The organism is Terriglobia bacterium, assembly GCA_020072565.1.
GTDB lineage: Bacteria > Acidobacteriota > UBA6911 > UBA6911 > UBA6911 > JAFNAG01.
In genome coordinates, this window is record JAIQGI010000011.1 from 86176 (window position 1) to 98686 (window position 12511).

Annotated in this window: 11 protein-coding genes; 7 read left to right on the plus strand and 4 right to left on the minus strand. The window is 59.9% G+C overall.

Annotation, left to right across the window (positions count from 1 at the left end):
• Positions 1 to 7 precede the first annotated feature (7 nt).
• The gene (gene aroE, locus LAP85_08825) at positions 8 to 1486 is read right to left on the minus strand and encodes a shikimate dehydrogenase (GenBank protein ID MBZ5496494.1); all 1479 of its coding nucleotides are present in this window, start codon (positions 1484 to 1486) and stop codon (positions 8 to 10) included.
• Between the two features lie 45 nt (positions 1487 to 1531).
• Positions 1532 to 2806, minus strand: coding sequence for a hypothetical protein (locus LAP85_08830; protein ID MBZ5496495.1), 1275 nt, complete (start codon positions 2804 to 2806; stop codon positions 1532 to 1534).
• Between the two features lie 236 nt (positions 2807 to 3042).
• Between LAP85_08830 and panB the strand changes: the two genes are divergently transcribed.
• The 7 genes from panB to LAP85_08865 all read left to right on the plus strand — a co-directional run bounded on the left by panB (position 3043) and on the right by LAP85_08865 (position 10153).
• Positions 3043 to 3897 (plus strand): 3-methyl-2-oxobutanoate hydroxymethyltransferase, encoded by an 855-nt coding sequence (panB, locus tag LAP85_08835; GenBank protein ID MBZ5496496.1) that lies wholly within the window; start codon positions 3043 to 3045, stop codon positions 3895 to 3897.
• Positions 3898 to 4008: 111 nt separating this feature from the next.
• On the plus strand, positions 4009 to 5772 hold the full coding sequence (locus LAP85_08840; GenBank protein MBZ5496497.1) for a formate--tetrahydrofolate ligase: 1764 nt from the start codon (positions 4009 to 4011) through the stop codon (positions 5770 to 5772).
• Between the two features lie 108 nt (positions 5773 to 5880).
• Positions 5881 to 6345 carry a cyclic nucleotide-binding domain-containing protein gene (locus tag LAP85_08845; GenBank protein MBZ5496498.1) on the plus strand — a complete coding sequence of 155 codons (465 nt, stop codon included), beginning with the start codon at positions 5881 to 5883 and terminating at the stop codon, positions 6343 to 6345.
• A gap of 139 nt (positions 6346 to 6484) precedes the next feature.
• Complete coding sequence (locus LAP85_08850) at positions 6485 to 7312, plus strand: dihydropteroate synthase (protein ID MBZ5496499.1); 828 nt, start codon at positions 6485 to 6487, stop codon at positions 7310 to 7312.
• A gap of 112 nt (positions 7313 to 7424) precedes the next feature.
• Positions 7425 to 8177, plus strand: a complete 753-nt coding sequence (locus tag LAP85_08855) for a DUF1638 domain-containing protein (GenBank protein MBZ5496500.1) — start codon at positions 7425 to 7427, stop codon at positions 8175 to 8177.
• Positions 8153 to 9298: a uroporphyrinogen decarboxylase family protein gene (locus LAP85_08860; GenBank protein MBZ5496501.1), complete on the plus strand. Its 1146-nt coding sequence runs from the start codon at positions 8153 to 8155 to the stop codon at positions 9296 to 9298. The genes LAP85_08855 and LAP85_08860 overlap by 25 nt, the downstream gene beginning before the upstream one ends.
• A 201-nt stretch (positions 9299 to 9499) precedes the next feature.
• Entirely contained in the window at positions 9500 to 10153 is a 654-nt protein-coding gene (locus LAP85_08865) for a corrinoid protein (GenBank protein ID MBZ5496502.1), read from the plus strand.
• A gap of 90 nt (positions 10154 to 10243) precedes the next feature.
• Here LAP85_08865 and LAP85_08870 read toward each other — a convergent pair whose 3' ends face one another.
• Together LAP85_08870 and LAP85_08875 are read right to left on the minus strand one after the other, a co-directional pair.
• On the minus strand, positions 10244 to 10801 hold the full coding sequence (locus tag LAP85_08870; protein ID MBZ5496503.1) for a C-GCAxxG-C-C family protein: 558 nt from the start codon (positions 10799 to 10801) through the stop codon (positions 10244 to 10246).
• 114 nt (positions 10802 to 10915) lie between these two features.
• Positions 10916 to 12451 carry a methylenetetrahydrofolate reductase C-terminal domain-containing protein gene (locus tag LAP85_08875; GenBank protein ID MBZ5496504.1) on the minus strand — a complete coding sequence of 512 codons (1536 nt, stop codon included), beginning with the start codon at positions 12449 to 12451 and terminating at the stop codon, positions 10916 to 10918.
• Positions 12452 to 12511: the final 60 nt, after the last annotated feature.

Consider the following 12511-nt stretch of genomic DNA (forward strand, 5'->3'; position numbering starts at 1 on the left):
GAATGGGTCACGATTTTTCCAATGCCGCTTTCAGCGCCGCCTCCATGACCTCCTCGGGAGGCGGCGTCCCGCACCAGAGGCACTGCTGTTTCCAGGCCTGCCCGAGGAACATTTCGTTTCCCGCAATAGTCATGCAGCCACGCCGACCGGCTTCTGCCAGCAATCGGGTCTCTGCAGGATTGTAGACGAGGTCGTACACCCATTGGCCCGTAAGACAGTTTGCGGGCACCGGAGACCGGTCTGTTTCCGGAATCATTCCTATCGGCGTCGCATTGACCAGAAGATCCCAGTGCAGACTTTCGAGCCGGTCCCACGCTGCGTACTCCACTTGAAACTTGTTTCCCAGATCGCGCGCTTGGGAGCGGTCGCGTGCCACGACGCAGACCTCAGCACCCTCGGAGCGCAGCGCATGAATCACGGCTCGCGCAGCACCGCCGGCTCCCAGCACGACTGCGCGCATGTTTCCCGGAAGCGCGAACCGCTTGAGGGGACGAAGAAAGCCTTCGACGTCCGTGTTTTCGCCGTGCCACCGGTTCTTCGTGAAAATCAGCGTGTTGACTGCTCCAGTCTGCTCGGCCGCAACCGACAAGGTGTGCGCGAGCGCGTGCGCATCCCCTTTGTATGGGATCGTAACGGCAACTCCCTGCATCGGGATTGAAGCGTGAAACCGGAGGAAGTCATCGAAGTCCGCTGCCTCGAGCGGAAGCAGCACCGCATTGGCACCGCGCGCAGCAAACGCGGCATTATGGACATGGGGTGACAGGGAATGCTCCAGCGGCTTCCCCAGCACGCCGAAGAGAAGGGTGTCGTGGGTGATTTCGCGAACACGATACTGATGCAGCAGCACATCGACGGGCAGTTGTCCCTCGGCAGTCGTCTGCCCGCCGGGCAGGCTGGCATAGGTCATCCACGATCCCCAGCAACATCCGAGGATCCGGCTGGGCAGTCCCTCGCGCCCCATGGCGAGCGCGCACAATTTCAGGCACCGCTCCCGCGCATGTTCGAGAAGTTCCCGGATGCGCAGGTTGTCGGCAAGGCAGCCGGCACGCACGGCGAGCTTGAGGATGCCGGCACCCGAAGCAGCCATGGCATTCACGAGCACATCCAGATCTGCGGGAGCCTGTTCAAAATGGTGGCAGGACAAGATCACCATTTCATGCGGCAGGGCCTGCAGGATCTCCTGCCAGGAGGAGGAGAACTCCACGTCCACGTAGTCTGCGCCGCACCGTGCTGCTTGCAGGATCGTTCCCAGTCGCCGCTGCTCCGAGCCGGCATAAGCTCCGCCTTCCCGGCGTGACCGCAGGGTGAAGATCACGGGACGCGGCTTGGTACGGAAGAGCAGGTCGAGGTTGAGATCCTGGATAAAATCGGCACGGAACTCCACCACATCGGCCCAAGCGGCGGCGCGCCCCGCCGCCTCAACGGCTCTCTGGGAGGTGGATTCACGGATAGAAACGCAGATTCGAGCCTCCATGTCTTGTGCCATCAATTCTACCCGACGGGGTTCTGGAAGAGGTGAGCATCCTCCGTGTCACGCTGATGCCGGATGAAGTTTCTGGGCGGCCACAAAGGAAAGACCGTGTTCCGTCAGGGCCCAGGCGGTCCTGTTGGTGGAATCGACCTTGTCCATGAAGTTCTGGGCCATGTGGTCCCAGTCGCCCGAGGCAATGACCTCCTGCTTGTCACGGAAGTAATCCAGGATGTCCGAGGCGTGTACCCGGGTTTGTTCGACTTCCGGCTCTCCGCCTTCGTGCTTGGCTGAGATATTGGCGACATGACCGGCGATTTCGATCAATTCATTCCGGCGATTGTAGGGCTGGCGCACGATGCTCTTGTAGGTTTCCGTGATATGGTGCTCGAAGCGCACGAACTCTTCGAGACCAAGCGTCTTGCGAAACTGGGCCGTGATCTCCATCGACTCGTTGTTGACGGAGTTGCTCCAGTTGAAGCCGATCAGGGGTGTACCGCCGTCGCGCCGCGAGAACAACCTGGCCCCGATCAGAGTCCAAAGGGCCGCATACGGATTGTCGTTGCCCATGAAAACGGAGATCTTGAACTCGATATTCACGCCGAGGCGATGCAGGAGGTATCCGGCCAAGACGGTGCCGGGATTGATGTTGAGTACCTGGCGCACACCGTAGTTGGTATAAAAGTAGAGGAACTCATCGATCCACTGCAGTACGTGCGCGTTGGGTTGGCCGACGCCGCCGAAGTAGCCGGTTATGGTCTCCGGCCCGCCCAGGTGGATGTTCGAGCCATCGGTCCCCCTGGTGTCCAGAGTTTCGACATAGCTGGCGCCGATGATCTGCATGGCGGCGGCGAAAGCCGGCAGGTCGCCATCCGCCTCCTGTTCCTTCATCTTGCGCACGCAGATGAAACGTCCGGGCATCAGTGAGCCCTGGGCAATGGCTCGCTCCGCGGCAGCGATCACCCATGGGAAGTACTGGGCCGCACTGACCTCGAGCGTCACGGCGAAGTCGTCCTTGAATTGCATGGACGCGACGCGATCGCCCAGGACCTTGTGCCGGTAAGCCTGGATCCCGATAAACGCGCCTCTGTCCCTCTCCGACTCCAGCCAGCGCAGCGAATCGAGGAATTCGGGCTTGACCTCGCGCACGCGTTTGCGCAGTGCCGACAATTTCCCGGCCCGCACCGCTTTCCGATTGATCTCCGCAGGCGTGCCATATCGTGCCACGACATCAAGGAGATCCCTGATGACGCGCGTATCGGGATCGAGCAGAACAGCGTTGATCTCGTTCAACCGTTTATGGGGGATTTTGAGCAGTTGCTGGATCGGCCTTGCCATGGAAATTCTCCTTGAAGCGGTTTTGAAGTCATATTGCGCGCACTGCAGACACCGGATTCTACCATCAACGCCCGCTCTTTTAGTACCGAGTACTGAGTGATGAGCAATGAGTGTAAGACTCATCGCTCATCACTTTTCTGAGCGCGCTTGACATTCCCAGGGGTGGATGATATCAACGGCCGTCGTCATTGATGCCCTGAGCTTGCATACGAATCATGGAGTTTCGTGGAGGAGCTATGACCGAAAGAAAACCAGCGACGCTGCCATCTCTTTTTAAAAAAGTCGCCGAAGGGCAGCCGCTTGCCATGCTCACTTGTTATGACTTTCCGACCGCGGTCATGCAGGATCGCGCCGGCATCGATATTATCCTGGTGGGCGACAGCCTGGGCATGACCATGCTGGGATATGAAAGCACCTTGCCGGTGACCATGGAAGACATGATCCGACACGCCCAGGCTGTGCGGCGCGGCTCGCCGAACGCCTGGCTGATCGGGGACATGCCCTACATGAGCTACCAACCCAGCATCGAAACGGCTATTCGCAGTGCCGGACGCTTCATGGCCGAGGCCGGCTGCAATGCCGTTAAACTCGAGGGCGGCATTGAAATGGCCGACCGCATCGCAGCACTGGTCCGCTCGGGCATCCCGACCATGGGCCACCTGGGGCTGACTCCGCAGAGTTCCAGCGCGCTGGGAGGATTCCGTGTCCAGGGAAAGGGCGCGGTCCAGGCAAAGAAGATCGTGGATGATGCCAAGGCGCTTGAAGAGGCCGGCGCCTATTCCATCCTGCTCGAAATGGTTCCCGATCGAGTCTGCAAAGTGATCACGGAGCGGGCCAGGAACTGTTTCATCATCAGCCTCGGTTCCGGGCCGGACGCCCACGGCCAGCTGTTGATCTACCACGACATGTTCGGGCTGTACCCCAGATTCAAGCCCAGGATGGCCAAAGTCTTTGCCGATGCCGGCAAAGTCATCCAGCAGGGACTCGAGCAGTACGTCAAGGAAGTTACCGGGCGCAGCTTCCCCCAGCCTGAAAACTGGTTCCAGATGCCGGACGATGAATACCAGCGGTTTTGCGAGTTGCTGAAATAGCAACGGCAACTGCTGAAATCTCGACGCAGAGGGCGCAGAGATTGGCCCATTGCTCTGCACCCCCTGCGTTGATCTCCTGCTTATTCTGCCCGAGGCGGGGAGGAGATGAGAATGCCCTACGATGCGAGCAAGATGGCAGACTGGCAGATTGCTCAAGCAGCCGAAAAAAACATGCCCTCTCCTGCCGCATGGAGGGAACGCCTGGGATTGCAGGAAGATGAAGTTCTCCCCATGGGGAGAGTCTGCAAGCTGGATTTTCTCCGGATCATGGACCGCCTCAAAGACCGTCCCGACGGCAAATTTGTGGAAGTAACCGCGATCACACCCACACCTTTGGGAGAGGGGAAGACAACCACCTCTCTCGGCCTGATTCAAGGCCTGGGCAAACTGGGCAAGAATGCCGGCGGATGCCTGCGCCAACCTTCCGGCGGGCCTACGATGAATATCAAGGGGACTGCAGCCGGCGGCGGGAACGCGCTGCTGATCCCGATGACCGAGTTCTCTCTGGGGCTGACCGGAGACCTCAACGACATCATGAATGCCCACAATCTGGCCATGGTAGCGCTGACTGCACGCATGCAGCATGAACGGAACTACGGCGATGAGCAGCTGCAAAAGCTGACCAGGATGCGCCGCCTCGATGTCGATCCCACGCGTGTCGAATTCACCTGGGTGATGGATTTCTGCGCCCAGGCCCTGCGCAACATAATCATCGGCATCGGCGGCAGGAACGACGGCTACATGATGAAGTCCCAGTTCAACATCATACCGAGCTCCGAACTCATGGCCATTCTCGCCATCGTGCGGGATCTGGCGGATCTGAGAGAGCGTCTGGCAAACATCACTCTGGCCTTCGATCGCCGCGGCAACCCCGTCACGACCAGGGATCTGGAGGTGGACGGCGCCATGTGCGCCTGGATGCGCAACACCATCAACCCGACTCTGTGCAGCACGGCCGAGTACCAACCCTGTATGGTGCACGCCGGGCCTTTTGCCAATATCGCCGTAGGCCAGTCCTCGATAATCGGTGACCGGGTCGGACTCAAGCTGTTTGAGTATCATGTTACAGAGAGCGGATTCGGGGCCGATGTCGGCTTTGAGAAATTCTGGAATGTGAAATGTCGTTACGCCGGCCTCGCTCCCAGCACCTCGGTTCTTACTGTCACCATCCGGGCCCTCAAAATGCACGGTAACGGCCCAGCTGTCGTTCCCGGCATTCCGTTGCCTCCGGAGTACACCAAAGAGAATCTGGAATTGCTGGAAAGGGGAATTCCCAACCTGGTCCATCACATCAAAATCATCCGCAAAGCGGGGATTCACCCCGTGGTGTGCATCAACCGCTTCGCCAGCGACACCAAGGATGAGATCGCGATGGTGCGCAAGGCAGCAGAGGCTGCCGGGGCGCGTTGCGCCGTGTCCAACCAGTGGGCCAAGGGTGGAGAGGGCGCCGTAGAACTTGCCGAAGCTGTAACCGAGGCTTGCAGAGACAGGAATGATTTCCACTACCTCTATCCGCTCGATAGAAAACTGAGAGACCGCGTCGAAACCATCGCTCAGGAAGTTTATGGGGCTGACGCCGTTGCGTGGACTCCCGAGGCTAAGGCAAAGGCCGAAATACTCGAGTCTGACCCGAAATATGCAGACTATGCCACTCTCATGGTCAAGACTCACCTAAGCCTCACTCATGATCCCGCGCTCAAGGGCGTTCCGAAAGGTTGGATTCTTCCCATTCGCGACGTTTTGATCTTCTCGGGAGCCAAGTTCCTCTGTCCGCTGGCCGGGAGCATCAGCCTGATGCCCGGAACAGGATCCAACCCGGGATTCCGCCGCGTCGATGTGGACACCGCCACCGGCGAGGTGAAAGGTCTGTTCTGAACTACCAGCCCCTGCGCAGGAGAAAATTGCCGGTGCAATGAAGAACGAGACGATATCATGATTACATCAGAGACCCCGTGATCGCGTTTGCAGGGGAGAGGAAGATTTATGTTCATCGAGAAGGCCTATCTTTTCCAGGGAATGAGCCCGGAGTTCATGGACGAGATTTCCCGAAGCCTGACTCACGAGTCACACCAAAATGGAGACCTTCTGTTCAAGGCCGGAGATCCAGCCGGCTTTCTGTATGTGATCGAGGAGGGCAGGGTGCGGCTGAGTGCCGGGGATCGAGGCATCGTCACTCAGATCGTGGAAAACCAAGGCGATGCCATCGGATGGTCCAGCCTCGTGGGGCGTGACGTTTATTCGAGCTCGGCCGAATGCCTCTCCGACGTCCGCCTCGTCAAAATCCGAAGGGAGAGGTTGAACGAGATTTTCGACCGTTATCCGGTTTGCGGCCTGGTTCTCTTTCGGCGCCTTGCGAGAATGATCGGCGAACGTCTGTTGAAGAGTTATCGCCAGATCGCAGCGGCCCACGAATCCAAGGGCTCAGGCCGCTACGAATTCGGGGGGTGAGAAAACTGCCGGTACGGTAGCTCGAAGCGCGGAGGCTGCAGGAATTTTGTTATTAGTTCCTGTTTTCCCTGCGATCTCAGCGCTGAGGCATCGGACAACCGCAGGGCAATTCCGGCTAACCATGAGGGGAGGGAAAACCGTGCTGATTATTGGGGAACGCATTAACGCAACGCGCAAGCGTATTGGCGAAGCGGTAACGAAGAGGGATGAGGACTTCATCAAAGAGGAAGCCAGGAAGCAGGTGGAGGCCGGGGCGCACATGCTGGATGTCAACGGCGGCGTCGCGGGCCATGAGGTGGAAAACCTGTCCTGGCTAGTGAAGACCGTCCAGGAGGTCGCGCAGGTGCCTCTTTGTCTGGACAGCGCCGATCCCGAGGCCTTGCGGCAGGCTCTGCCCTTGTGCCGGCAACCGGCGATGATCAACTCGATCACCGACGATCCGGAGAGATTCCAGGCTGTGTTGCCTCTGGTTAAGCAGCACAATGCGAAGGTCATCGCCCTCTGCCTTGCCGCCGGAGCCCCGCCCACAGGTCTCGAGGACCGCGTAGCCACCGCCGTCAGCCTGGTGGAGCGGCTGACCGCGGCGGGTGTCCCGGCGGGCAATATCTATGTAGATCCCTGCGTTTTTCCCGTCAGCACGGGCTCGCAGCACGGTCCTGCGGTTCTCGAGGCCATTAGCCGAATCCACAGGCAGTGCCCGGGTGTCCATACCAGCTGCGGTGTGAGCAACGTTTCCTATGGACTCCCCGTCCGCAAGCTGCTGAATGAGGTCTTCCTCTTGATGCTCCTGGGAAGGGGAATGGACGCAGCCATCATCGATCCTTGTGACACAGGATTGATGGCACGGATATTGGCTGCTGAGGCGCTTGGGGGGCGGGATGCGCACTGCATGGGTTATCTGCACGCCTATCGGAACGGCAGGCTCGAGCCGCAGCAGGCGGGCTCCGGCAGTCCGAAGACACCCTAGATTTTGCGATAGGGGAAGCATCAGAATGATCTTGAAATCAGCTTGCTTGCGGGAGAGCTGCAGATCGCGCCCGGCAGCTGCGACCCGCTGTGCAGTTTAAAGGGATTCATTCATGGCAGAGAACCAGCAAGCCGTCGTCATCGCCTGCGCAGTGCTCCGGGAAGTAGTTCGCACCGGCATCGAGATCCCGTTCATCTTCATGGACTATGGCCTGCACCTTACGCCCCGGAAGATGCGGGCCGCCATTCAGGAGCAGATCGATGCTCTCGCAGCGCCCCACCTCGTGTTGATCGGATTCGGACTTTGCGGCAACGGCCTGATCGGCCTGCAGGCGAGACACCACACGCTCATTATTCCCAGAGTCGATGACTGCGTCTCCTTTTTTCTCGGATCGCGTGCCGCCTACCTCAGGGAGTTCCATGCCGAGCCCGCAACATACTACATCACTCCGGGATGGCTGGAATGCGGCGGCGAGCCCATGAGCGAGCACCAGAAACACTGCGACAAGTATGGCCCGGCAAAGGCCGCATTGATCTCCGACGCCCTCTACGGACGTTATCGGAAGGTCTGTTTCGTCGCCTTCAGCCCGCAAGACCTGGAGCGCTACCGTCCGCGGGCCATGCGGGTAGCCGAGTTCTGCCGGGAACGCTGGCGTTGGCAGTACACGGAGCGCGTCGGCTCGGACGCACTCATCCGGCGCCTGCTCGAGTTTGGCCGGGCCGCCGTCCCCGCCGGCGATCTCTGCGTCACCGAGGACTTCGTGATCATCAAGCCGGGTGAAGAAGTGCGACAGGAGCAGTTCTTAATGAACGAGACGGCCCTTACGGAGAAATCAGGTTCATGTACTACTTGTACAATCAAGTGACGGAAATGACCCCCATGGAGCGGATGATGGCCGCACTCCGCGGCGAGAAGCCCGACCGCGTGCCGGTGCACATCTACCCTCGCTTTGCCCCGCTCGAGTATTTAGGGCTGAAGTTCCTTCAGACCTGGGAGGTCCCCGATCTGTATGTCAAAGCACAAATCCTGGGCCAGGAGAGGTTCCAATACGACTGTGTGATCGACTACGACATGATGGGGCCGGTCGAGGAGGCCCTGGGCACCGTGCTGAAGTATCCGGAAGACGACGTGCCCATGGTAAAGGAGCCCGCCATCAGGAGCAAGGAGGACACCAGAAAGATCAACTGGAAAATCGATCCCCGAAAAGACGGCAACATGCCCAAGGTCCTCTACGTCATCCGGAGGCTCAAAGAGGAATTGACCAAGAGGGGAGGCGGAAAGCAGCACGTCCCCATCATGACATGGGGGAGTTGCCCGTCCAGAACCGTCGGCTGCCTGCTCGGTTTCCAGAAGTGGTTCACCACGGTCGTGCGCGATCCCGCCTGGGCGCAGGAACTCATGGAACTGGCTCTCGATCCATGGCTGGAGATGGTAAAAGCAGAGGTGGAAGCCGGGGCGGATCTGGTGTGGGTCAACGATCCGGTGTCCTCGGCAGACTGCATCTCGCGGGCCGTCTACGAGAAACTCACCCAGCCGATGGAAAGGAAGTTCATCGAGGCCATCCGGAAGGAGACGGGGCTGCCTGTCGTTTTCCATCCCTGCGGCAATTGGCACGATCGACTGGACCTCATCGCACAGAATCAGGCCGACTGCTATTTCCTCGGCCCGATGGACATCCGGCTCTGCGTCGAAAGAATCACCGAGCAAAACAGGGCCGGCAGGGCACGCGCCAAGGCCATCAACGGCAACATCGGGGCCACCACGCTGACGAGCACCGACAAGAAGGTTCCCGTGCCGTATGCCACAACTCTTGACGCCGGCACGCCGGACACCATCGAGGCGGAGTGCAGGGAAATCATCCAGGTCGTCGAGGGGAGCGGACTGCGCAGCATCCTCGGGCCCAACTGCTGGACGCCGCAGGGTGTGCCCTTCGTCAATATTGACACGGTGGTCTACGCCGCAAGAAAGCACGGCCGTTTGTCGTAATGCGCCGGCGAAAGGGGGACATCCCGATTTTTCGATCATCACATTCAAGCGGCGGCGTTGGAACCGGAAAACCGGAACATCCCCCATCGTCCTTGGAGTGCGCGAGCTTGCTCGCGCCTTGACAGGCGGCAGCAAGCTCGCGCACTCCAAGAACTTCGCCACAACTTCGCTGGTCTGACTGAGAGTATCGAGGAGGCTGAAATGACCCTTGCCGATGACATTTTGGAGCAGATCAAGCTCAGCATTGTAGACATGGAAGACCAGAAGGCCGTCGCGCTCACGAGGCAAGCTCTGGCAGATCACCCGGCAGAGGAAATTCTTAACAGGGCGCTCATTCCCGCGATGGAATTGGTCGGGAACGAGTATGAACAGGGGCAGAAGTTCATTCCCGAAATGCTCCTGGCCGCGGAAGCGATGACCTCAGCGCTCGAGTTGCTGAAGCCGCAGCTCGCCCGGTCCGACGTCAAGAAGGTCGGCAAGGTCGTCATGGGGACCGTCGAGGGCGACGTGCACGACATCGGCCAGAGAATGGTATGCATCATGTTGGAAGGAGCCGGCTTCGAGGTCCTCAGCCTGGGCGCGGACGTTGCGACCCATGAGTTCGTCAATGCCGTCAAGACGAAAAGCCCCGACATCCTGGGAATGTCTGCGTTATTGACAACCACGGCGCCCCGCATGAAAGGGGTCATCGAAGCGCTTCAGAAAGAGGGCTTGAGAAACAGGGTGAAGATCATGGTCGGCGGCGCCATCCTGAATCAGCGGCTCGCGGATGAATACGGCGCCGACGGCTACGCCCCCGATGCGGCGTCCGCTACCAGGCTGGCCAGGACATTGATGGAAGACCCGCGCACGTAAAGCAGAAGGGGACATGCCGATTCGCCGGCCTCACCGGCAGATTTGCCGCCGTACCCGAACCGGAATGTCGAAGTGCTCCCGATTCGCTCTCTAGCGGCACGGAAGCTCCAGGATGGTTTCGGCCGCGAGACGCGCGGCCCTGCCGACAAGACTGACGCACGCCGTGTGTCCGCCCGCCAGGTGAAACCTTTCCTCCTCTTCCAGGATCACGGTCTCAAAGCTCCGGCCGAAGATCCGGATCTGCAGATCGCGGCAGGACCAGCTGCCGAATTCCTGTATGAAGCGTTGATAAAAGCCCCGGATCAGCATCAGAGAACGGGGCAGCTGGTAGGTCTCGTCCACCACCTCGGGCTGGGGGTAGATGGTATCGGCGAAATCCTCGCGCCCGCAGGCCAATCCCATGGCCATGATGCAACCCAGCAACGCGCCGCATATGTTCTGCGTCAGCGCGATTCCCATGTTGGTGAAACCTGCTGCCTTCAACACCGCCGCGCCTCCGCCGAGATCCATTTCTTCCTGGAGCGCCCGCAGCGTGCACTGGCCGCAGCCCCCATACTTGTTCATATAGGAGCCCGCCTTCTCCTCCACGCGGTTCAAGAGTTCCGTCCTGTCGGTATCGGACAACACTCCGCCTCTCTTTTCCGTCATTCCCCGCGCTCCTCCTAGTGGATCTAAAACATAAGAAACCACAAAACACACGCAACACGCATAATGCCTTCCGTGTATCTCGTGTCTTTTGTGGTTTCTCCCCGGACCCGCCGGTCAGATCTTCTGCCGGCGCGGGTAATTATCCAACCCGGCGAGACGATTTGCCAGAGCATTCGTCTGGTCCAGGTGCCAATCCCGGGGCGGGAGCCAGGTGTGGGCGAACTTCGCCGGATCCTCCCGGATCGCCAAGGTGCTGAGATAGACGTTCTCCCACGCGCAGCGCAGATCCGCGTGCGCCTCGCAGCTTCCATCCACGCGCGAGCCACCGCATGGGCCGTTGCGCAGGCCCTTATAGCACCAGCGCATGGTGCATCCCGCGTAGCTCAGGTGATCCTGCAAGCAGTCGCCACAACTCAAGCATCCCAGCACGGCTCTGCGATAGAGCGTCGCCGCCCCAAGCAGCCGATACCAGAATCCGCAACGCCACGAATCGTCGTTGGGCAAGCCGGCAGAAACTCCCAATCTCGCCGAAAGAAATCGGGCCCCGCTTGAATCCCCGGCCACGAGGTGCTCATGCACGGCCAGGGTGAGGTGCTGCAACAGGGAGAGGTGTGGAGAAGCGGCGGTCTGATACGTTGCGTCCGGGTCGCTCAGGCCGCCCTCACCTGGCGGCAGGAGATAGAATTCGCCGGGGTAGGGGAAAATCAGATCCTCCACCCGCTGCCGCCAATCCGCTCCGATTTCCAGGGCGCGGTCGCGAATGGTCACATAGTCGGCATGCGCGAGCCGGAATCCGCCCACATGCGCCCCGGCGAATCCAAGGTCCTTCGCCGCGGCAACCATCAGGGCCGCACGTTCGAGCCGCTCCGGTTTCTTCTCCTTCTCGAGCCGCTCAATCAGAGCATCCGGAATCACGCATCCGGCAACCTCCCCATCCTTCATCATGCGGGCGATGGTCGCGGTCGGCACATAGACATTGGCCACCAGCGGCACGCCGCCCAGCCCTTCCCTCATCAGAAACTGTTTGACCTCAAGAAGCTTGCGAAGATTGAAGCCCAGCTGGGTGATGATGAAACGGGCTCCTGCAGCCACTTTCAGCTCCAGCTTGTAAAGCTGCATCATCTGGTCGGGCTCGCTGGTTTTGTAGGGATTCACCACCGCACCCGCGAGGAAAGCGAAGGGGGTCGTCCGGACGGTCCGGGATCCAAGCGTGTATTCGATGCCGGCGCCGACGGCGTTTATAAGCCCGAGCAACAAGACGGAATCGAGATCATAGACCGGCTTGGGTTTGCCCAGAAATCCGTCCTTCTGCGCGTCTCCCGTGAGCGCCAGGATGCTTTCGACCCCGATGCGCGCCAGAGCATGCAGGCGGCTTTCGAGGAAGGCCCGGTTGCCATCCTTGCCGCTCAGGTGGGCCAGCGGCGTCAAGCCCCGTTCGGCTATGAAAGATGCGAAGGATTCCGGAGGCAGGGCCGGGTTGCCGCCCGGCAGATCGGTGATGCTGATGATTTTGATGCCCTTGCTCTCGCGGGACGCGTCCAGGACGAAGGTCTCTGCCTCCGTGACTGCATGGTCCCGGCCCAGCACCAGCTCGGCAGAAATAAAAAACTCACCCTGATCAAGAGCCAGCCTGAGAAAATTCTCCGGCACGTTCCTCACTCCCATTTTCAGAGGGGCCGGATCTGCAAGAGTCAACGGACCCGGGATTTT

Coding starts and splice junctions, on each gene's coding strand:
- LAP85_08840 (MBZ5496497.1), top strand. CDS start 4,009: ATGCCCTACGATGCGAGCAAGATGGCAGACTGGCAGATTGCTCAAGCA.
- LAP85_08865 (MBZ5496502.1), top strand. CDS start 9,500: ATGACCCTTGCCGATGACATTTTGGAGCAGATCAAGCTCAGCATTGTA.
- LAP85_08855 (MBZ5496500.1), top strand. CDS start 7,425: ATGGCAGAGAACCAGCAAGCCGTCGTCATCGCCTGCGCAGTGCTCCGG.
- aroE (MBZ5496494.1), bottom strand. CDS start 1,486: ATGGCACAAGACATGGAGGCTCGAATCTGCGTTTCTATCCGTGAATCC.
- LAP85_08870 (MBZ5496503.1), bottom strand. CDS start 10,801: ATGACGGAAAAGAGAGGCGGAGTGTTGTCCGATACCGACAGGACGGAA.
- LAP85_08830 (MBZ5496495.1), bottom strand. CDS start 2,806: ATGGCAAGGCCGATCCAGCAACTGCTCAAAATCCCCCATAAACGGTTG.
- panB (MBZ5496496.1), top strand. CDS start 3,043: ATGACCGAAAGAAAACCAGCGACGCTGCCATCTCTTTTTAAAAAAGTC.
- LAP85_08860 (MBZ5496501.1), top strand. CDS start 8,153: ATGTACTACTTGTACAATCAAGTGACGGAAATGACCCCCATGGAGCGG.
- LAP85_08845 (MBZ5496498.1), top strand. CDS start 5,881: ATGTTCATCGAGAAGGCCTATCTTTTCCAGGGAATGAGCCCGGAGTTC.